Below are 18,221 nucleotides of genomic sequence, written 5' to 3' on the forward strand. Positions count from 1 at the left end.
CTAGCGGCCCCGCATCTGGTCGAGCAGATCGGTAAGCTTGGGCCGGTGCGCAGGCGGCAGGCCGGAGCGCGCGGCTTCGAGCACCATGGGTTGCGGATAACCATGCAGGCTCGCAATGATGACCTGCTTGATCGAGTAATAGATCTGCTTGTCGTGCGCGTTGACCTGCTTGAGGCGACTCGCCATCGGGCCGGTGAAACCATAGGCCAGAAGCACGCCCAGAAAGGTGCCGACCAGCGCGCCGCCGATCATCTTGCCCAGGATCTCGGGCGGCTCGTTGATCGAGCCCATGGTCTTGATCACGCCAAGTACGGCGGCGACGATACCCAAGGCCGGGAACGCGTCCGCGAGCGACTGGATAGTGTGCTCGGGCTCTTCCATCTCGTGCAACTGGGTCTTGATCGCATTGTCGATAATGTCCTCGACCGCGTGCGTGTCGAGCGTGCCCGACGCGACGACCATGAGCGTCAGGGGATCGCAGATCAGGCCGACCACGCTCTCATCGCTCTGAAGGCGCGGATACTCGCTGAAGATCGTCGAATTGGCCGGATCGGTCACATGGCTTTCAAGCGCCACCGCGCCTTCGGAACGCAGCAATTTCATCAATTTGGAGGTCAGAGCGATCGCATCGATGTGATCTTCGTCGGTGAACTTGGGACCCTTGAAGACCTTACCCAGCCCAGCGCCGAGCAGTTTGATCTCGTGCATCGAATTGCCGATCAGCGTCGCGCCCAGCGCCGCCCCGCCGATCATCATGAACTCAAGCGGAAGCGCGGCAAGGATCGGCCCGATGGACCCCCCTGCAAGGATGAATCCACCAAAGACCAGACCGATCAGAACGACGATGCCGATAGCGGCGAGCATGAAACAATAACTCCTTGGGGCCCCACATCAGAACCGTGCGCTGTCACGGCGACAGACGGGGGATTACAGCGCGTTGAAGAGGCTCAGATTGGAGACGCGGGTGAAGCTCAGTTGGCTGGCTTCCAGCGCGGTTTCTGTCTGTTGAAGACGGGCAATCGCTTCGCCGAGATCGGTGTCACCCAAGTCTGATTGCTGCTCGTCGATGCTAAGCCCGCGATCGACCTGCGCGTCCTGAACAACCTCGACCCAGGCGAGACGCGTGCCAAGCACAGTCTGGCTTCGCGTAGCCGCCTCGATCCCGGCGTCGAGACCCTCGATCGCGGCGCGCGCGGCAGCGGCGGGGTCAGGCACGCCCGGCTGGAGCGCAGCCGTCAGATCGGCGAGCACGGCAAAGGCGTCGGACGGAGTTCCGTTCACGTCGAACTGAAAGATCTGCGATCCGGCAAGGCCGCGTTCCAGATCGGTCCCCGGAGCCACGTTGACGCTCGCGATATCGCCGTTGCCGTTATAGCTGACCGCGCCGCCCGGTCCTCGCACGAAGGCCGGTCCCGCCGCGGTGCCGGCAAACAGCGGCTCGCCCGTCAGCGTCTGCGCGTTGGCGCGATCGAACAGCTCTTCTTCCAGCTGCTCCAGCTCCTGCGCGATGGCTTCGCGACCGTTTGCACCGGTGGGATCGTTGGCGGCAAGGATCGCGAGCTCGCGAGCGCGCGAAAGCAGGTTGGCGACACCAAGAACCTCGTCGCCCGCCGCGGTGAGGTCGCGCGCCAGCTTGTCGGCGTTATCGGCCTGCACCTCAGCGAGGCGCTCGGTCCGCGCGAGGGTGCGCAGGCGCGAGGCGGCCGCCGGATCGTCCGAACCGCGCTCGATCCGGCGCCCGGTCGAAATCTGCGTCTGCAATTCCTCCAGCGAGACGCGCAAGTCGCTCATCTGGGCGAGCGAGCGATCGTAGAAGGCTCCGGTTGAGTTGCTGACGAAGGTCATCGAATTCTCCTCTTTCAGCGCAGCGCCAGTATCGTGTCGAACACTTCGCTGGCGACTTGCAGCACGCGGCTGTTCGCCTCGAAGGCCTGTTGCAAACGCACCAGATTGGCCGCTTCGGTGTCGAGATCGACGCCGGTCTCAGCCAGCAGCGTCGCCTGGGCGTTCTCGGCGATGGCAGCCAGGCCATCGCGGGTCGTCTCTTGCGCGCTGATCCGACTGGAAAGGCTCAACAGCGCGCGGTCGGTGCTCTGAACCGGACCTTGCGGATCGGCGAGCGAATCAAGGAGCGCGCGCAGATTGGTTGTGTTCGTGCTGCCCGCCGGTGAGCCCGCGGGAGCCGTCGCGATTTGGGATTCCGACGTGAGCGCCAGCGCCATCGACGCCGCATCCGTGCCGGAGAAGAAGGCCGGCGCCGGCGCACCAGCGGTGTCGACGCCGTTGGATTGCGCCGTGTTTGCGCGAGCGATGAGGTCGGCTGCGATATCGTCAATCTGGGTCTGAAAATCGGCGTTTGCGCTCAAGGCGGCGGCGTGCCCGGCCAACTCACCGCTGGAGGGCGCAAAATTCACAGCGCCGACCCGCACCGACAATGTCCCGTCCGCAGCGAAGTCGCCCTCAACCTGGGACGCGGAAATGCCATCGACAAGCAGCGGGCTGGGCGATCCCTCGATCCGAACCGTCACCGCCCCGCGATCATCAAAGGTGGTCTCCACGCCGATTTGTTGTGAGAGATCGCGCAAGGCGGCGTCGCGCGCGTCGAGCAGTGCCGCCTGGCCAACTGTGCCTTCGCGCGCGTTGACCAGTTCGCCATTGATGCGCGCCAGTTCAGCGGCCTGCCGATTGATCTCGGACACGCTTTCGTTGGCGCGCGCCTGCGAATCGACGCGCGCCTGGTCGAGCGTTGTGTCGGCAAAGTTGAACGTGCCGGCAAGCTGTCGCCCGGTTTCGAGCGCGTTGGTGCGCAAAGCAGGCTCAAGCGGGTTGCCTTCCAGCTGGGTCAGCGCCGCTTCGAATTCGACCAGGCCTTCGAACAGCTGCGATTCTTCGAGCGCGAGCTCGATACCGCGCAGCCCTTCCAGTTCAGCATCGGCGCGCGCCAGTTCGCTGGCGCTGGATCGCGCCTGCTGCTGAACCACCGCGCTGTCGTTGCGACTGATCCCGTCGACCCGCACACCGCTGGGCACACCGCTGCCGGTGGCCGACACACCCACCAACTCGCGCGACTGAAGCGTGCGTCGCGAGTAGTCGGGGTTGGTCGCGTTGGCGATGTTTTGCGAGGTCACCTCAAGGCTGGCCCTGGCGGCGGCGGCCCCGGAACGACCGATCTGGAACATGGATCCTGGCATGGTTCAGCCCTTTTGCGTGTGGAGGTGTTGGGAAAGCTGTTCTTCGATGCTCCGGGCAAACCCGAAGGCCCCGGTCGAAGAGGCGATGTCCGCAATGTGTTCATCGCGCATTTGCGTGAAGCGCTTCATCCCTCCGCCCGTTAACGGCGTCTCCTCGGCAAAGCTCGAGGCGCGCGCGCTTTCGAGCATCTTCCGGATAAGAAACGCCTCGAAACCCTCGGCGGCCTTGCGCAGTTCAAGGCGTTCCGGGGAGAGCGGTTGCGAGGTCGAGACAGGAGCGAGCGGCGTCATCACAGCACCACCATTTCGGCTTGCAACGCGCCCGCTTGCTTCAGGCTTTCAAGGATCACCACAAGGTCTGCCGCGCCCATGCCCAGCAGGTTGAGAGCATCGACGATCTCCGACAGGTTGGCCGCGCCGGGCATCAGAGCCACGCGGTCGGAGCGCTCGGTCACGGTGATCTCGCTGCGCTCCTCGATCGCGGTGCGCCCATTGCCAAAGGGTTCGGGCTGGACCACGCGCGGCGCTTCATCGATGCGGATGACCAGCTTGCCGTGGCTGATCGCCGCCGGCGCCAGACGCACCGCCTCGTTGATCACCACAGTGCCGGTGCGGCTGTTGACGATCACCCGCGCGGCCACCGGAGCCGGCGTCACCGACAGCATTTCGATTTCCGCGAGGCGCGCGGCGCGCTCGTCCCCGCCAAATGGCAGCGTCAGCTCGATACTCACCCCGTCGGTGACACGCGCGGTTTGAGGGTAGCGCGCGTTGATCGCGTCGCGCACGCGCTGCGCGGTCAGAAAGTCGGCCTGGTGCAGGTTGAATTTGAGGGTCGATTGACGCTCATAGCCGGTCACCACCGCGCGTTCGACCGTCGCACCGTCGGCGATGCGCCCGACGGTCGCGATGTTTACCGTGAGCTGCGATCCATCGCGGCCCGATACGCCAAGACCACCCACCGCAACATTGCCCTGCGCCATGGCGTAAATCTGTCCATCCGCACCATAAAGCGGCGCCAGCACCAATGCCCCGCCGCGCAACGAGCGCGCCTGGCCGAGCGTGGAAACGGTGATGTCGATGCGCTGACCGGGCTTGGCAAACGCGGGCAATTCGGCGGTGATGATGACGGCGGCCGCGTTGCGCAGGTTCGGGCTGATGCCGGGCGGCAATTGCAGTCCCAGTCGGCCCGAAATGCCGCGCATGGCCTCGGTCACATATTGCAGGTTGTCATCGCCCGTCCCTTGCAGGCCGACGACCACCCCATAACCGGTCAGCTGGTTGGCGCGCAGGCCTTCGAATTGACCGAGATCGCGGATGCGTTCCGCCGCCAGTGTCGAAGGCGACAGCAGAGCAAGAGCGACCAGAAGGAGAGCAAAGAGACGTTTCATTATCCGCCCCCTCAAAACGGCGAGATCGCGGTGAAGAAGCGGCTGAGCCAGCCGGGGCGGCTCGCTTGCTGCACGGCGCCCTTGCCCGAATAGATGATCCGCGCGTTGGCGACCTGCGAGGAGGGCAGGCGGTTGTCGACATCGATATCGACCAGGCGAATGCGACCGGCAAACTGCACCCATTCGTCTCCCTGGCTAAGCGACATCTGTTTCTCTCCAACCACTTCGGCGGTTCCGTTGGGGTAGAGCGCGGCAATCGTGACCGCGATCGTGCCCGTCAGCTGGCTCTGCTGGGCAGCGTTGCCCCCTCCACTGAACGACCCGGAGCCGCTGGCATTAAGGTCTGCGGGGTCCAGAAAGTCGAACAGGCTGCCCGTGGGCGGGACCAGCGCGAATTCACCGGAACGGTCGGTTCCGCCGGTGGTGGACTTCGATGTCGTGGTGTTTTCCAGCAGGACGATCGTCACCATGTCGCCCAGCTTTCGCGCGCGCGTTCCGGTGACGAGATTGGCGTAGCCCTGGCTCGCCTGGAAGATCGATCCGGCGCTGGGCTCTCCCGCCGCAAAGGCGTTCGCCGAAACTTCGGAGGATTGCGTCGGCGCGGTCTGGGCGCTTTGCACCGGGCCGGGCGGCGGCGGGCCGTAAAAGCCCGGAGCGCGGTTGCCCCCGCCCATACAGGCGGCAAGGGTCAGCGCCATCGCGGCGACCAGCGTCACGCGTATCATCCTGGCAGGGCCCTGCCGCATCACAGCGTCTGGTTCGCGTTGCGCAGCATCTCGTCGACCGAACTGATCATCTTCGAGTTGATCTCATAGGCGCGCTGCGCCTCGATCATCTCGACCAGCTCTTCGACGATGTTGACGTTCGATCCCTCGAGCACACCCTGGCGAATCTGCCCGCGCCCGAATTGGCCCGCAACGCCCAGCTCCACCGGGCCGCTTGCGGCGGTCTCGACCAGGAAGTTGTCACCGATCTGCCGCAGCCCCGCCGGATTGACGAAATTGGCGACCTGCAATTGACCAAGCTGCACCGGCGCGGCCTGCCCCGGTTGCAGGGCGCTGACCGTACCATCGGGTCCGATGCTCACATTCTGCGAGCCTTGCGGGATCTGGATCGGCGGTGTGATCGCAAAGCCCTGCGCGGTCACAAGGTTGCCCTGCGGCGAGATCGTGAAATTGCCCGCTCTCGTGAAGGCAAGCTGACCGCCGGGCGGAAGCTCCACCTGGAAATAGCCCGGCCCATCCAGCGCCAGATCGAACGTGTTGCCCGTCTGGTTGAGCGTGCCTTGCGTCTCGATCCGGCTGGTGCCCACGACCGCAACGCCCGTGCCCAGATTGAGGCCGACCGCGTAGGCCGTCTGGTTGGTCGATTGCTGGCCTGCCACGCGCTGCTCCTGATAGGTGAGCGTCGCAAACTCGGCGCGATCGCGCTTGAAGCCGGTCGTGCCGATATTGGCAAGGTTATTGGCGATGACGCGCATGCGCGCGTCCTGCGCTTCGAGCCCGGTGCGGGCGACATGCAAAGCGGAATTGGGCATCGGTTGTGTGTCCTTGATTTCTTAGCGGAGCGACATCAGGCGGCTTCCCGCCTCGTCGAGATCGCGCGCGGTGCGGATGATCTTGGCCCGCTGCTCGAACGCGCGCTGCGCATCGATCATGTCGACCAGGGTTTCGGCGGTCTCGACGTTGGAATCCTCCAGCGCGCCGCTGGTCACGCGCGCGGTCGGATCGGGCGGGAGCACCCCGCCTTCCCCATCGGCGCCCATAACCTTCAGGAAGCTGTCGATCCCCTTGAGCAGCCGCGAGCCTTCGGGCGACACCAGTTTGATCTGGTCGATCACCTGGGCTGCGACATTGGGCGCCGCGGGGTCGGAGGCGAGCACGGTGCCGTCTTCGGCGACGCTGATCGCAAAGCCCTGCGGCACCGTTATCGGCCCTCCGCTGATGCCGAGGACCGGAAGCCCCTCGCCGTTTTCGAGCACGCCCGATGCGGCCACGCGCAAATCGCCGCGGCGCGAGTAGATCTCTGCGCCTTGCGCGCCGCCCTCTGGGCTCTGAAAGGCGATCAGCGCGGTTCCCTGGACCGCAAGGTCGAGTGGCTGCCCCGTCTGCGTCACGCGCGAGGTGGCCATATCCGCCCCGCGCACGAGGCCGCGCGCCAGAGCGCGCGCCTCGAGACTGGGGTTTTTGAGAGTCGCGGGCGTGACCGCGAAGACCTCGCCGCGAAACCCGGGCGTGGAGGCGTTGGCGAGATTGTTCGCCACCGCCTTTTGCCGGTTCATCGCCGCGTCCATACCGGTGAGCGCGGTGTAGATCATGCGGTCCATGACTTCAGCCCCTGTCTAGCGAAACAGATCAGGACCGCAGGTTGATCACGGTCTGCGAGATCTGTGTTGCGGTGTCGATCGCGCGCGCGTTCGCCTGGAAGTTGCGCTGGGCGGTGAGCAACGCGACGGTCTCTTCGGCCAGATCAACGTTCGAACGTTCGAGCGCGCCGGCGAAGATCGAGCCATACTGGCTCGCGCCCGGGCTTCCGTACACCGCATTGCCGCTGTCGCCGGTTACGGCCCATTTGGTCTGGCCGATTGGGCGCAGCCCATCATTGGCGGGAAAAGTGGCCAGTGCGATCTGCGCGACCGGCTCCACCGTTCCATCGGCATAGGACGCCTCGACGACACCTCGCCCGTTGATCGAAACGCTCGAAAGCGATGCGCCCCCGGCGTTGCTCGTAGGGACAATAACATTGCTCGGCGTGGTCGAGGTCGGGTTGCCCGCTGCATCGACCGTGAAGCCCTGGACGTTGTCGCCAATCGAATCCTGCAATTCACCGCTGGCGATGATCCGCATCGACCCGTTGCGGGTGTAGCTGATATCGCCCGAAACGGGGTTGGAAGTAACAAAGAAGCCGTCACCATTGATCGCAAGATCCAGTCCCCGCCCGGTCTGCTCGAACGTGCCGAGCGCGAAATCCTGTGTGATCCCGGCGAGCGCCGAGCCGATGCCCGGCGTCAGCCGCGGATCGGTGCCTGAGCCGCTGGCTACAAGATCGGTGAAGCTCGCGTTGCTCTTCTTGAAGCCGACACTTTCAGCGTTGGCGATGTTTTGCGAGATCACGCGCAGATCGGTTTCGGCGTTGCGCAATCCGGAGAGCGAAGTGAAGAAAGACATAGGGGTTTCCTTGTTGTGGTCAGGGTTGGGGGAGGCTCAGGGCGCGACCGCGCGCTCAGCCGCTTCGGCGGCGCGCACCGCCGCATCCGCTGCGGATTGCGACGCGCTCGCGGCGGCTTCCTGCGCGAGGGTCAATGCGTCGAGTTTTTCGGAGATCTCGGTCAGCGTTTCACTCGATGCGGTTTCGGCCTCGAGCGTCGAGAACTGCGCGAGCTGCGCGAGCATCTCTTCGTTGTCCACCGGCTCAAGCGGGTCCTGATTGAGCAGGGATTCGGTCAGCAAGCGCAGAAAGTCGGCCTGACCTAGCGTGGCCGCATCGCTATCGCCCGAGAGCTCGGACGGGGCGTTGAGCCGGTCGAGCGTTTCCTGTGTGCTCGCGATTGATGATTGGCTTATCGGGGTGGTCATTCTACTTGCTCCTCAAGGTTTCAAGCATCAGTTGTTTGGCGGTCTGGAGCGCCTGAACCATGTTCTGGTATTGGCGCGCGCTCTCCATGATCTCGACCATCTCGGCGCTCTCATCGACGCCGGCTTCGAACACGAAACCCTCGCCATCGGCGAGCGGATGGCCCGGATCGTAGCGCTTGGATGGTGCCGTTTCGGCCCGCACCAGAGCGCTGCTGGTCACGCTGGTGAGGCCGCTCGCGCGGTCGAGTTCGGTGGTGAAGACTGCGCGGATCGGGCGGTAGGCGCCCTCTTCGGTTGACGACACCGATCCCGCATTGGCCAGGTTCGAAGTCGCCGCGTTCATGCGCACCAATTGCGCAGACATCGCGCGCTCAGTCAGATCGAACATGGTCATGGGGCGGCCATCCGACATGCCACTATTCTCCCTTGAGCGCGCGGGTGAGGGTGTTGACCTTGCCCTGCACGAAGCTGAGCGTAGCGGTGTAAGCCAGCGCGTTCTCGGCGAAGGCAAGCTGCTCGCGATTGAGCTCGACCGTGTTTCCATCGAGGCTGGGCAGGGTCGGCGCGCGATAGACGATGTGCGCATCGCCCTGATCACTCAGCGCCGGGCCGCCCTTGCGCCCGCGCTCAAGCCGGGCGTTGAGCGCGGCAGCAAAGTCGATATCGCGCGCCTTGTATCCGGGCGTCGCCGCGTTCGCGATGTTCGAGGCGAGCACGCCCATGCGCTCCGAGCGCACTTCGAGCGCGGCGCCGTGAATTCCAAACAGGTTCTCGCTCATCTGAATCGGGTTTCCCAAAAGACGTGCAGGGTTGCGTTTGCCCAAGCCTATGCAGAGCGCGTGCCAAACCCACTCTGACACGCGGTTTTTGAAGGGATTTCGCCAGTGTCCGGCGCTGCCGCGCGCCACAGCGGCGTGTGGGGCGGCAGCCTCTTGCCGCCCAACGGGCAAGGCTCTGCCCCTGTTCAGAGCGGATCGGTCACGGTCTTAATGGCCGCGCGCGCAATCCGTTCTTTCCCTCATGTTCGTTCACGCCGCTCTGACACCTCCACCCGCGCCGCCCGACACCGCGCTGCTCGACGCGGCTTTGGTGGATCCAAGCGCGCTCGCGATAGTGCTGGCGGGCACCTTTCTCGCGACGCTCGCGCGGTCGGGATGGAGGGACGTCGCTGCGGCGATCGCTGGGCTGCGAGACCTCGCCCGCGCGCCCTTCGACGCCGACGCCAACCGCACCGCGCTGGCGCGCTGGGCCCGCGCGGTGCGCGCACGCGGTACGCTTGGCGCGGACGAGCCCCCACCGCCCGACCCCGACCTCGCCAAGGCGCTCAAGGCGTTGGTGCGCACAGGATCTGTCGAGGCGCTCCAGGCCGCGCATGGAACCGCGCGCTCCAGCGCGACACGCAAGAGCCAGCGCGCGGTTCAGGTGTTTGAACAAGCGGGCGAACTGGCGCCGGTGTTTGGGCTGGTCGGCACACTCTTTTCGTTGACGCAGATCGCGCCGGACCTCGTGGGAGAAGCGGGGGCCGGTGCCTTTGACGCGATTGCCATCGCCGTCCTTTCATCGCTCTACGGTGTGCTGAGCGCGCATCTGGTATTCCTGCCGCTGGCGCATGCGCTGGCGCGGCGCGCCGAGCGGGAGGACACAGAGCGCGCCGCTCTCGTGAACTGGTTCCTCAACGACATCGCCGAGGTCCTGCCGAGCGTGCCTCCCAGGCGCATGACGCCGCTCAAAACGGTCGCATGAGCGCCCCATGCTGACCGTGCAACGCAGCGCAGCGAGCTGGCAGCTGATCCTCGCCGATCTCGCTTTGATCCTGTTCCTGGTGACCGCCGCCGCTCTGTCGGCGACCTCGCGCGTCGATCCGTCGCCAACCCCAAGCGCGGCCCCTGTCACAGCCGGGCCCCGTCCCCGCGCGCCCGCGCAAGCGCTCTATCGGCCCGGTCCGGAGCTGCCCACTCTGGCCCAATGGCTCGAACAACAATCCAGCGATCCTCGCGCCACGCTCACTATCATCGCGGAACACCGGTCAGGCGAGGCCGAGCAAGCCTGGGCCGACGCGCGCCGGATGGCCGCAACGGCTCGCACGCTGGGAGTGCGCTCGCGCGTCATCATCCGTGAAGGCGCAGCGAGCGATATCCACGCCAGCCTCGCCTACGATCAACCCGCGCTGCGCTAGTCGTGATTGGATTGGCTCTGCCAGAGCTTAGAGAGAGGGGGGCGGCCGCGATTCAATGCGCGACGATACGATTGCGCCCCGCCTCCTTCGCCTCGTACAGGGCCGCGTCCGCGCGCGCGAGTGCGCTGCGTGGATTGTTGGGGTCGGCGACTTCGGCCAACCCGCCGGAGAAGGTGAGCTTGCCGAAGGGTCGGCCCGTCTCGCGGTTCATCAATTGCTTGGCGGCCATGGCGCGTCGCACCCCGTTGAGCTTGTCGAGAGCGGCGTCCTTCGAGAGGCCGTAGAAAAGCAGCACGAACTCCTCACCTCCGTGGCGCGCGACAAAACAATCGTCGCCCGCAAGGCGGTTGAGCGTGCTGGCAACCGCGCACAATATGCGATCACCCGCCTCATGGCCGTGCCTGTCATTGATGTCCTTGAAGTGATCAATGTCGCAGAATGCCACACAGAGCGGCTCACCCTTGGCGTGCGCCTGCGCTGTGACCGTTGTCAGGCGGCGTTCGAAGGCGCGGCGATTGGGCAGCCGGGTGAGGTGATCGATATCGGCTTCCATTCGCGCCTTGGCGAGGTTTTCGCGCAGGTTTTCGGCTTCCTCCTGGCTCTTCACCATTGCGTTTTCCAGCCGCACAATGCTGCTCAGCATCGTGCGCGAGAGTTCGATCACGCACGACATCTCGGGCGCAGACATGTCACCAAGAGCACCGGCGTCCAGCTCTCCGACCTGAGCGTCGAGCGCGCCGCGTTGATCGTGGGTTTCATCGACAGCGGACTTGGCCGTCTGGCCAAAGCGGATAAGCGTGTATTCAAGCTGGTCCATTAGTGCATCGAGCTCGGCCAGGCGATCGCGGGCGTCGGGATCGAGCCGGACCAGCGTGTTGAGCCAGCGCTGATCGATGGGTTGGCCGCTAATCTCGCGCTGAACAAAGGCCTCGGCGAGCGGCGTGTTCGAACCCGAGAGCGCGTTGCAAAGCACCGCAAGGTTGGCGCTGGTGACGTCAAGATCGTGCCTCATGATGAAGTCCGCGATGCGATTGAGGAGATCGCTGCGCGCGTCGCGCGTACGCGGGGTCGCGCTGCCCTCCTCCAGAACGGGCGAGGCATCGTGTGCGGCGTTCGCGCCCACATCGTCCGACCAGGCCAAGCGGGATATGGCAGTCATAAAGTAACCCCTTTCGTCTTCGCACAGGGCCTAACGCGTGGCGGTTAGGCCAAGGCTTTGGGCGGACTGAGGGGAAATCCTTAGGCTTCGAGTATGCGCAGCGAGCGAGGCTGTCCGCGAAACCCGACGCATCGCAAAGCCATCGCCGCCTTGGCATGGTCTTTGCTGTGTCCAAGCTATCGCGCGGACGACCGACGCGGTGGTCCCATTCGAAGCGCCAAAGGACAACACGCTATGCCCGTCTCTCAAGCCCCGATTGCGTCGCGCGGACTCCGCGCCAGGTTGGCCTCGCTCGCCCCGTTGCTTGCTCTGCCGTTCAGCTCGGCCCTCCTGATCGCGCTCCCGTACATCGCCCTAGCCGCTGGGGCGCCCGGCTTTCCCGTGATCGATCCCGCCGAGATCGACCGCGCAGTAACCGCCTTTACCGGCGCGAAGGTTGGCGAGATCGGGGGCGCGCGCGCGACGGCGGATCCGCGATTGCGGCTGGCCGCCTGCGCCGCTCCCCTGACGACGAGTTGGCACGGCACCACGCGCTCGGCGGTGCGGGTCGAATGCGCCAAGCCGCTCGGGAACACAGGGCCTTGGCGGATCTTCGTGGCAACCCGGCCCGGCCCGCGCACTGCCGCTCCGTCAATGGCCGCTCCGTCCAAGGCCGCTCCGGCCGAACCTGTTGCGCTCCCCGTTGTCGAGCGCGGAGACCCAATCACAGTGATCGTGCGCGGGCGCGGTTTTACCGTCCAACAAGCGGGAGAAGCGCTTGAGAAGGGCCGGATCGGAGACTGGATCGCCGTCCGCACGGCACGCCAGGCCAATCCGGTGCGCGCCCGGATTGAACGCCCCGGGCTGGCTGTAATCCCGGTCGGTTAAAGCGCCGGTCTTCGCCCTCGCCCTGCCGCCGCGGGAAAAGTGCGAGGCAACGCCTTAAACACGCTCGGCCTGCGCCGTTCTCCTGACTGAAACCTATCGGAGTAGCTTTCATGCCGTCCTTTGAATTGAGCAAATTGCAAGGTGTTTCCGCCGCGCGAGGCCTGGCGGAAACCGATCGGACCCAGCTTGATGGTGGTCGCCGCGCCGCCGCGTCCACCGGAGAGCCGGCCCCGGCGAAGCCCGGCGTCGCGATCGAGGTCAGCGCTTCGATCGACGCCTCTCAACCACCCGTTGACGCAGATCGTGTGTCCGAGATCCGCAAAGCGCTGGAGGACAGCACCTATCCCCTTGTCCCCACCACGGTAGCGGACGCGATGATCGCCGCGAGGGTCGGGTTCGGGGTGAACGGCGAGTGACGCGCGCAGCCGCCTCGGATCAGGCTCAGACGCCCACCGGAACCGTGTCCTCTCCTGCCAGCCTGCCGGCAAGCCTGCGGCAGATGGTTGCCGCTCTCGAACGCGAGCGGCAAGCGCTTGCCACCCTGGACGCAGACGGCCTGTTTGAGGCGGCGCGCGACAAGGAGGCTCTGTGTGAAGCGCTCAGCCCTTACGCGCCCGAAGCGATTGACCATGAGACCCGTCCGCTGGTCGAAACCGCGCGGCGCCTCAACGATGTGAACCGGCGGGTGCGCAATCTGCTTGCCGCCAACGTCGCCGCGCGGCTGGAAGCGCTCGGCGCGCCGCGCGCCGCTTACAAGGCCGGGTCATACGCCCGCACTGCCAGCCTAGGCATGAATCCTTAGAGGCGTTCCACGGGACGATGCGGGCATCGGTCTGGCACGCTCGTTGCACCGCGATCCCTCGAACGGGCCCGCGCCGGGCTCTTGAGGACAAACCAGAGCGTGACCGACCGGACCCAACCCAGCACCGGCCAGCCTCCTGCGGCCCAGTCCGCGCCGCCGCAGCGGACCGAGAGCACGGCACGGTCGCCCGTTGAAGCGGCGATCGCCAACGCCGCGCGTTCGACCACGATCGACTTCGACTACCTGCTGGCCCAGGCGCGCGTTGAAAGCGGGCTCGACCCACGCGCCCAGGCGAGCGGGTCGAGCGCAACGGGGCTGTTTCAGTTTACCGAGGCCACCTGGCTCGCGACGATGCGGCGGCACGGCGCGCGCTTCGGGCTCAACGACGTTGCGCAGCGGATCGACACAACGCGCGCGGGCCAGGCTTTCGTCGCCGATCCCGGCCAGCGCGCCGCGATCCTTGAGCTGCGCAACGACCCGCACATCGCCGCGCTGATGGCGGGTGGTCTGGCGCAGGACAATCGCCGCGCCCTGACGCCGGTCCTCAGCCGCGCGCCCGAATCGAATGAGCTTTATCTCGCGCATTTCCTGGGCGCAGGCGGAGCGCAGCGCTTCCTTGCCGCCATGCGCACCGACCCTTCGCAAAGCGCCGCGGCGATGTTCCGGGGACCGGCTGCCGCCAACCCCGATATCTTCTTCCAGCCGGATGGAAGCGAACGCAGTCTGGCCGGTGTGATGGACGTGCTGTCCGACAAGATGCAGCGCGCGATGGAGCGCGCATCGCCCGAAGCGCGCAATCCGGGTGCCGATCCAAGCGCCTTCATGCCCCGCCAGACGCCGCCGATCACGGGGGGCGCGCCGCGCCCTCGCGCATCGTTCGATACAGCGGCCATGTTGCCCATGCCCCAGCCCGCGCGCGCGGCGCCCAAAAGCATGTCGAGCCTGCTGAGCCGAAGTGTCGAGACGAGTGGTGCAGACCGGCTTTCCACCCCCGACGGCGCCGCGCGCGTCGAACGCGCGTTTCAACGCCTACGCGCCATGGGCGTGTGAGGAAGCTGAGCCGTGACCAGCCCCACCAGCCCCCTTTCGGTCTTCCAGCGTCTGCGCTCAACGCCCGCGGGTCTGGCGCAGCCAATGGCGCTTCCGGCCGGTATTTTCGCGCTGTTTGCGTTGATGGTCCTGCCGATCCCGACGTTGATGCTCGACATGTTCTTCGTGCTCAACATCGCGATCGCCATCGCGGTGCTAATGGTCGCGCTGAACGTGCGCACGCCGCTCGATTTTTCCGCGTTCCCAAGCGTGCTGCTCTTCGCAACCTTGCTGCGCCTCGCGCTCAACGTCGCCTCTACCCGCGTGGTGCTGGTGAGCGGCCACGAAGGCGGCGCGGCGGCGGGCGAGATCATCGAGGCGTTCGGCGAGTTTCTCGTGGGCGGCAATTTCGCGGTCGGCCTGTTCGTCTTCACCATCCTGATGATCATCAACATGATCGTGATCACCAAGGGAGCGGGCCGGGTTTCGGAAGTCTCGGCGCGCTTCGTGCTCGACGCGCTGCCGGGCAAGCAGATGGCGATCGACGCCGACATTGCCGCTGGCTTGATCACCGCCGAGGAAGCGCGCGAGCGCAGAAGCCAGGTTACAGTCGAGGCCGATTTCTACGGCTCGATGGATGGCGCCTCGAAATTCGTGAAAGGCGACGCGATCGCCGCGCTGCTGATTCTGGGCGTCAACGTCATTGCAGGCCTTGCGCTCGGAATGATCAGCCATGGAATGAGTGCGGCCGAAGCGGGCGAGCAATACATCACGCTTGCGGTTGGCGACGCGCTGGTCGCGCAGGTGCCAGCGCTGCTGCTCTCGATCGCGGCGGCGGCGATTGTGACCCGCGTTTCCGACAAACGCGATCTCACCGGGCAGATCGGGGGCCAGTTCGCCGACACGCGCACCTGGCTGCCAGTGGCTCTGATCCTGCTCGCTATCGGTCTTGTCCCCGCCATGCCGCAGGTGATCTTCCTGCCCGCCGCCACGCTTGCGGCGGGCATATGGTGGGCCTTGCGCCAGCGCGCCGCGCAGCCCGCGGTCGAGACGGTTGAAGCGCCCGAGGAAAAAGCGCCCGACCAGATCGAGCTCGCCGACGTTTCGGATCAGACGCTGGTGACGATCGAACTGGGCTACGCACTGGTCCATCTCGTCGACACCGACGCGGGCGCGCCGCTGCTCACCCGCATCACCGGTATCCGCAAACAGCTGAGCCGCGAGCTCGGCTTTGTCCTGCCGCAATTTCGCATTCGGGATTCCCTTGATGCCGGCGCTCAGAACTACGCGGTGCTCTTGGGCGGCGTGACGATCGCGAGCGGGCAGGTGCGCCCCGGAAAGCTGCTCGCCATCGACACCGGCGATGTGCGCCCGCGACCATACAGCGAATTGGGGTTGAGCGGAGAGGCGACCCGCGATCCCAGCTTCGACTGTCCCGCTCTTTGGATCGACCCCGCCGCGCGCGACCACGCGGTTGCGGAGGGTTTCATGGCGGTCGATCCCAGCACCGTCATCGCCACCCACGCCAATCAGGCGCTGCTTGCCCAAGCCGCCGATCTGCTCGGACCGCAAGAGGTGCGCGAACTGGTCGACGCGCTCAAGGACAGCGCGCCCGCGCTGATCGACGCGGTCCATCCCGAGCCGCTCAGCCTGGCGGCGCTTACGCGCGTGTTGCGCGCTCTCATCGCCGATGGGATTGGTCTGGCGCACTCGCAGCCGCTCTTCACCAGCCTCGCCATGGCGTTACAGAAGTCGACCGAGTTCGACGCGCTCATCGACGCGGTGCGCGCGGACATGGGCGCGCGGCTGGTCGCGCGCGTTTGTCCGCCGGGCGAAACGCTCAAAGTCATCACGCTCGACGCCAATCTCGAAGGCGCGATCCTTGGCGGGGTGAGCGATCCGGCGAGCGGCCAGCCGCTGATCGAGCCGGACTGCGCCAACGTGATCGTCGAACGCGTCAACGCCATCACTGCCGAAGCGAACACAGCCGTCGCGCTGATCGTTCAGCCGCCCGCCCGCCGCGCGCTGGCGCGTTTGCTCAAGGCGCGCGCCGCCCGTTGCGCGGTGCTGTCCATAAACGAGCTGCCCGCGAGCCAGGCCGTCGAGGTTGTCGGCCTCATCGGCGGTGACACTGTTCCAGAAGCCGCATCCACGCTCCCGAACGAGGCCGCGATCGCCGCATGAAGCACGACCCCTCCTCCTTTGGCGCGCCCTACGCCCCGAAATACGCCCACGCCAGCCGCGATGTGGTGGAAGACCGCGTGCGCCGATTTATGCCGCTGGTGCGCCGCTCAGCCTGGCATATTTACGGGATGGGGCGCCCGGAATACGCTGGTGCGCTGGAGGTTGAAGACCTTATCCAGACAGGCGTCATGGCGCTGACGGAATGCGCGCAGAAGCACGATGGTCCCACCGAGGACGGTTTTGCCGCCTACGCCAAGATCCGGGTGCGCGGCGCGATGCTCGATCAGATCCGTCGCCTCCTCAACGACAGCCGCAGCGCGCGCAAGAAACGCGCCGCCTATGACGCGGCAGCGCACGCCTTACGGGGCCGGTTGGGCCGCGAGCCGAGCCGGGCCGAAATCGCGCAGGCCATGGGCATCAGCGATAGCGACCTGCTCGAGATCGAAGCGAGCGCCATCACCGTCACCTCGATCGCCGAGGAATACGACGAGACCAGCACCGCCTTCGCCGCCGATGGGCTGGACCCCTTCGACGTGCTCAGCGAAATGGAGAACCGCGAACGGCTCATCGCCGCGATGCAGGATCTGCCCGAGCGCCTGACGCTGGTGCTGCAATTGTTCTACGTCGAAGAGCTCAACCTCACCGAAATCGCCCAGGTGCTCGAAGTCAGCGTGCCGCGCGTGCACCAATTGCGCGCCAAGGCACTCAAGGACCTGAAGAAGCTGATGGAAGCCGAGGGCTGACATCGCTAGGGCGTGCAGCGCGGAGGCGCGCTTGCTTGAGAAGATCACGAACAACTTTGCCGTCTTGACGCTGGCGGGCGTGGCGCTCGCCTGGTTTGAACCGGCGCTGTTCACCTGGGTGACCGATGGCAGCGTGCGGATCGCGGGCCAGCCGCTTTTGTCGGTGGCGCTGGGACTCATCATGCTGGCGATGGGCCTGACGCTGACCTTCGAAGACTACCGCAGGCTCTCGCGTCTGCCGCGCGCGGTCGCAGTCGGGGTTGGCCTCCAATTCATTGTCATGCCCTTGAGCGGCTGGGCGATCGCGCGCGCGCTGGAGCTGGAACAGGGGCTCGCCGTCGGCCTCATCCTCGTTGCCTGCTGTCCGGGAGGTACTGCGTCGAACATCGTCGCTTATCTGGCGCGCGGCAACGTCGCCTTGTCGGTGACGATGACCATGCTCTCGACGCTCGCCGCGATAGCGCTCACCCCGCTTCTGACGGGCGAGCTGGCGGGCGCCTATGTTGAAATCGACCGCTGGAACCTCTTGAAAAACATGGTCGCGATTGTGCTGGTGCCGGTGGTCGCGGGGACATTGCTCAACCGCCTTTTCCCGCGCGCGGCAGCGGCGGTGAGCGGCGTGCTGCCGCTGATCGCGATTGTGCTTGTGATCTGGATCGTCGGCGGCATTGTCGGGGGAGCCAAGGACCAGATTGCCGCGCACGCCGGGGAGTTGCTGCTGGCGACGTTCCTGCTGCACGCGCTGGGTTTTGGCCTTGGCCTTGGCCTGGCGCGCCTGCTGGGACTGAGCGGCGCGGAACAGCGCACGGTCTCGATCGAAGTGGGGATGCAGAACTCAGGGCTCGGTTCGGGCCTTGCCAAAACGCCCGCATTCGCCGCGCAATTTGCGAGCGCGCAACAAGCGGCTCTGGCGCCTGTACCTGCGGCAATATCGGCGGTGTGGCACGTGCTGATCGGCAGCCTGCTCGCCAGCTGGTGGCGGCGTTCTTGATTGGACGTTCACTTTGTGAGCGCAGCCCGCCCGTCCCGCCGGCCCCCCCCCCCCCCCCCCGTAGACAAACAACCAAATTGGGGGGGGGGGGGGGGGGGGGGGGGGGGGGGGGGGGG

Annotated in this window: 22 protein-coding genes; 9 read left to right on the plus strand and 13 right to left on the minus strand. The window is 66.0% G+C overall.

The genetic code is table 11. The features are described 5' to 3' along the window. The 12 genes from motA to flgB form a co-directional block, all read right to left on the minus strand. On the minus strand, window positions 1-864 hold the full coding sequence (motA, locus tag QNI87_RS11535) for a flagellar motor stator protein MotA (RefSeq protein WP_300596598.1): 864 nt from the start codon (window positions 862-864) through the stop codon (window positions 1-3). A 63-nt stretch (window positions 865-927) separates the two neighbouring features. Beyond that, the gene (locus QNI87_RS11540) at window positions 928-1,845 is read right to left on the minus strand and encodes a flagellar biosynthesis protein FlgL (RefSeq protein WP_300596600.1); all 918 of its coding nucleotides are present in this window, start codon (window positions 1,843-1,845) and stop codon (window positions 928-930) included. Between the two features lie 14 nt (window positions 1,846-1,859). Beyond that, a complete protein-coding gene (gene flgK, locus QNI87_RS11545) occupies window positions 1,860-3,191 on the minus strand; it encodes a flagellar hook-associated protein FlgK (RefSeq protein WP_300596602.1) in 1,332 nt (443 codons plus the stop codon). Between the two features lie 3 nt (window positions 3,192-3,194). Further along, the gene (locus QNI87_RS11550) at window positions 3,195-3,482 is read right to left on the minus strand and encodes a rod-binding protein (RefSeq protein WP_300596604.1); all 288 of its coding nucleotides are present in this window, start codon (window positions 3,480-3,482) and stop codon (window positions 3,195-3,197) included. After that, complete coding sequence (locus QNI87_RS11555) at window positions 3,482-4,579, minus strand: flagellar basal body P-ring protein FlgI (protein WP_300596606.1); 1,098 nt, start codon at window positions 4,577-4,579, stop codon at window positions 3,482-3,484. Before QNI87_RS11555 ends, QNI87_RS11550 begins: the two co-directional genes overlap by 1 nt. Before the next feature lie 11 nt (window positions 4,580-4,590). Beyond that, window positions 4,591-5,304 carry a flagellar basal body L-ring protein FlgH gene (locus QNI87_RS11560; protein ID WP_300596608.1) on the minus strand — a complete coding sequence of 238 codons (714 nt, stop codon included), beginning with the start codon at window positions 5,302-5,304 and terminating at the stop codon, window positions 4,591-4,593. A 20-nt stretch (window positions 5,305-5,324) separates the two neighbouring features. Then, window positions 5,325-6,116, minus strand: coding sequence for a flagellar basal-body rod protein FlgG (gene flgG / locus QNI87_RS11565; protein ID WP_300596610.1), 792 nt, complete (start codon window positions 6,114-6,116; stop codon window positions 5,325-5,327). Between the two features lie 21 nt (window positions 6,117-6,137). Then, on the minus strand, window positions 6,138-6,905 hold the full coding sequence (flgF, locus tag QNI87_RS11570; RefSeq protein ID WP_300596612.1) for a flagellar basal body rod protein FlgF: 768 nt from the start codon (window positions 6,903-6,905) through the stop codon (window positions 6,138-6,140). A gap of 28 nt (window positions 6,906-6,933) precedes the next feature. Next, the gene (locus QNI87_RS11575; RefSeq protein ID WP_300596613.1) at window positions 6,934-7,746 is read right to left on the minus strand and encodes a flagellar hook basal-body protein; all 813 of its coding nucleotides are present in this window, start codon (window positions 7,744-7,746) and stop codon (window positions 6,934-6,936) included. A gap of 36 nt (window positions 7,747-7,782) precedes the next feature. Continuing rightward, window positions 7,783-8,154 (minus strand): flagellar hook capping FlgD N-terminal domain-containing protein, encoded by a 372-nt coding sequence (locus QNI87_RS11580; RefSeq protein ID WP_300596614.1) that lies wholly within the window; start codon window positions 8,152-8,154, stop codon window positions 7,783-7,785. A 1-nt stretch (window position 8,155) separates the two neighbouring features. Then, a complete protein-coding gene (gene flgC / locus QNI87_RS11585) occupies window positions 8,156-8,566 on the minus strand; it encodes a flagellar basal body rod protein FlgC (RefSeq protein ID WP_300596616.1) in 411 nt (136 codons plus the stop codon). A gap of 4 nt (window positions 8,567-8,570) precedes the next feature. Further along, the gene (gene flgB / locus QNI87_RS11590) at window positions 8,571-8,933 is read right to left on the minus strand and encodes a flagellar basal body rod protein FlgB (RefSeq protein WP_300596618.1); all 363 of its coding nucleotides are present in this window, start codon (window positions 8,931-8,933) and stop codon (window positions 8,571-8,573) included. A gap of 241 nt (window positions 8,934-9,174) precedes the next feature. Between flgB and QNI87_RS11595 the strand changes: the two genes are divergently transcribed. Next, the gene (locus QNI87_RS11595) at window positions 9,175-9,897 is read left to right on the plus strand and encodes a MotA/TolQ/ExbB proton channel family protein (RefSeq protein WP_300596620.1); all 723 of its coding nucleotides are present in this window, start codon (window positions 9,175-9,177) and stop codon (window positions 9,895-9,897) included. Window positions 9,898-9,904: 7 nt separating this feature from the next. Beyond that, a complete protein-coding gene (locus QNI87_RS11600; RefSeq protein WP_300596622.1) occupies window positions 9,905-10,330 on the plus strand; it encodes a hypothetical protein in 426 nt (141 codons plus the stop codon). Between the two features lie 52 nt (window positions 10,331-10,382). On the opposite strand, the gene QNI87_RS11605 is transcribed toward QNI87_RS11600, so the two are convergent. Beyond that, complete coding sequence (locus tag QNI87_RS11605; protein ID WP_300596624.1) at window positions 10,383-11,489, minus strand: GGDEF domain-containing protein; 1,107 nt, start codon at window positions 11,487-11,489, stop codon at window positions 10,383-10,385. Window positions 11,490-11,723: 234 nt separating this feature from the next. Between QNI87_RS11605 and QNI87_RS11610 the strand changes: the two genes are divergently transcribed. The 7 genes from QNI87_RS11610 to QNI87_RS11640 all read left to right on the plus strand — a co-directional run bounded on the left by QNI87_RS11610 (window position 11,724) and on the right by QNI87_RS11640 (window position 18,105). Then, the gene (locus QNI87_RS11610) at window positions 11,724-12,356 is read left to right on the plus strand and encodes a flagella basal body P-ring formation protein FlgA (protein ID WP_300596626.1); all 633 of its coding nucleotides are present in this window, start codon (window positions 11,724-11,726) and stop codon (window positions 12,354-12,356) included. Between the two features lie 110 nt (window positions 12,357-12,466). Continuing rightward, complete coding sequence (locus QNI87_RS11615) at window positions 12,467-12,772, plus strand: flagellar biosynthesis anti-sigma factor FlgM (protein ID WP_300596628.1); 306 nt, start codon at window positions 12,467-12,469, stop codon at window positions 12,770-12,772. Further along, window positions 12,769-13,158, plus strand: a complete 390-nt coding sequence (locus QNI87_RS11620; RefSeq protein WP_300596630.1) for a flagellar protein FlgN — start codon at window positions 12,769-12,771, stop codon at window positions 13,156-13,158. Before QNI87_RS11615 ends, QNI87_RS11620 begins: the two co-directional genes overlap by 4 nt. 99 nt (window positions 13,159-13,257) lie before the next feature. Beyond that, window positions 13,258-14,208, plus strand: coding sequence for a transglycosylase SLT domain-containing protein (locus QNI87_RS11625; RefSeq protein WP_300596632.1), 951 nt, complete (start codon window positions 13,258-13,260; stop codon window positions 14,206-14,208). Window positions 14,209-14,292: 84 nt separating this feature from the next. After that, complete coding sequence (locus tag QNI87_RS11630; protein ID WP_300596660.1) at window positions 14,293-16,371, plus strand: flagellar biosynthesis protein FlhA; 2,079 nt, start codon at window positions 14,293-14,295, stop codon at window positions 16,369-16,371. After that, a complete protein-coding gene (locus tag QNI87_RS11635; RefSeq protein ID WP_300596634.1) occupies window positions 16,368-17,114 on the plus strand; it encodes a sigma-70 family RNA polymerase sigma factor in 747 nt (248 codons plus the stop codon). The genes QNI87_RS11630 and QNI87_RS11635 overlap by 4 nt, the downstream gene beginning before the upstream one ends. Window positions 17,115-17,145: 31 nt before the next feature. Further along, window positions 17,146-18,105, plus strand: coding sequence for a bile acid:sodium symporter family protein (locus QNI87_RS11640; protein ID WP_300596636.1), 960 nt, complete (start codon window positions 17,146-17,148; stop codon window positions 18,103-18,105). Window positions 18,106-18,221 lie beyond the last annotated feature (116 nt).

Source organism: Erythrobacter sp. (assembly GCF_030066995.1).
Lineage (GTDB): Bacteria > Pseudomonadota > Alphaproteobacteria > Sphingomonadales > Sphingomonadaceae > Erythrobacter.

Coding starts and splice junctions, on each gene's coding strand:
- motA (WP_300596598.1), bottom strand. CDS start 864: ATGCTCGCCGCTATCGGCATCGTCGTTCTGATCGGTCTGGTCTTTGGT.
- QNI87_RS11540 (WP_300596600.1), bottom strand. CDS start 1,845: ATGACCTTCGTCAGCAACTCAACCGGAGCCTTCTACGATCGCTCGCTC.
- flgK (WP_300596602.1), bottom strand. CDS start 3,191: ATGCCAGGATCCATGTTCCAGATCGGTCGTTCCGGGGCCGCCGCCGCC.
- QNI87_RS11550 (WP_300596604.1), bottom strand. CDS start 3,482: ATGACGCCGCTCGCTCCTGTCTCGACCTCGCAACCGCTCTCCCCGGAA.
- QNI87_RS11555 (WP_300596606.1), bottom strand. CDS start 4,579: ATGAAACGTCTCTTTGCTCTCCTTCTGGTCGCTCTTGCTCTGCTGTCG.
- QNI87_RS11560 (WP_300596608.1), bottom strand. CDS start 5,304: ATGATACGCGTGACGCTGGTCGCCGCGATGGCGCTGACCCTTGCCGCC.
- flgG (WP_300596610.1), bottom strand. CDS start 6,116: ATGCCCAATTCCGCTTTGCATGTCGCCCGCACCGGGCTCGAAGCGCAG.
- flgF (WP_300596612.1), bottom strand. CDS start 6,905: ATGGACCGCATGATCTACACCGCGCTCACCGGTATGGACGCGGCGATG.
- QNI87_RS11575 (WP_300596613.1), bottom strand. CDS start 7,746: ATGTCTTTCTTCACTTCGCTCTCCGGATTGCGCAACGCCGAAACCGAT.
- QNI87_RS11580 (WP_300596614.1), bottom strand. CDS start 8,154: ATGACCACCCCGATAAGCCAATCATCAATCGCGAGCACACAGGAAACG.
- flgC (WP_300596616.1), bottom strand. CDS start 8,566: ATGTCGGATGGCCGCCCCATGACCATGTTCGATCTGACTGAGCGCGCG.
- flgB (WP_300596618.1), bottom strand. CDS start 8,933: ATGAGCGAGAACCTGTTTGGAATTCACGGCGCCGCGCTCGAAGTGCGC.
- QNI87_RS11595 (WP_300596620.1), top strand. CDS start 9,175: ATGTTCGTTCACGCCGCTCTGACACCTCCACCCGCGCCGCCCGACACC.
- QNI87_RS11600 (WP_300596622.1), top strand. CDS start 9,905: ATGCTGACCGTGCAACGCAGCGCAGCGAGCTGGCAGCTGATCCTCGCC.
- QNI87_RS11605 (WP_300596624.1), bottom strand. CDS start 11,489: ATGACTGCCATATCCCGCTTGGCCTGGTCGGACGATGTGGGCGCGAAC.
- QNI87_RS11610 (WP_300596626.1), top strand. CDS start 11,724: ATGCCCGTCTCTCAAGCCCCGATTGCGTCGCGCGGACTCCGCGCCAGG.
- QNI87_RS11615 (WP_300596628.1), top strand. CDS start 12,467: ATGCCGTCCTTTGAATTGAGCAAATTGCAAGGTGTTTCCGCCGCGCGA.
- QNI87_RS11630 (WP_300596660.1), top strand. CDS start 14,293: ATGGCGCTTCCGGCCGGTATTTTCGCGCTGTTTGCGTTGATGGTCCTG.
- QNI87_RS11635 (WP_300596634.1), top strand. CDS start 16,368: ATGAAGCACGACCCCTCCTCCTTTGGCGCGCCCTACGCCCCGAAATAC.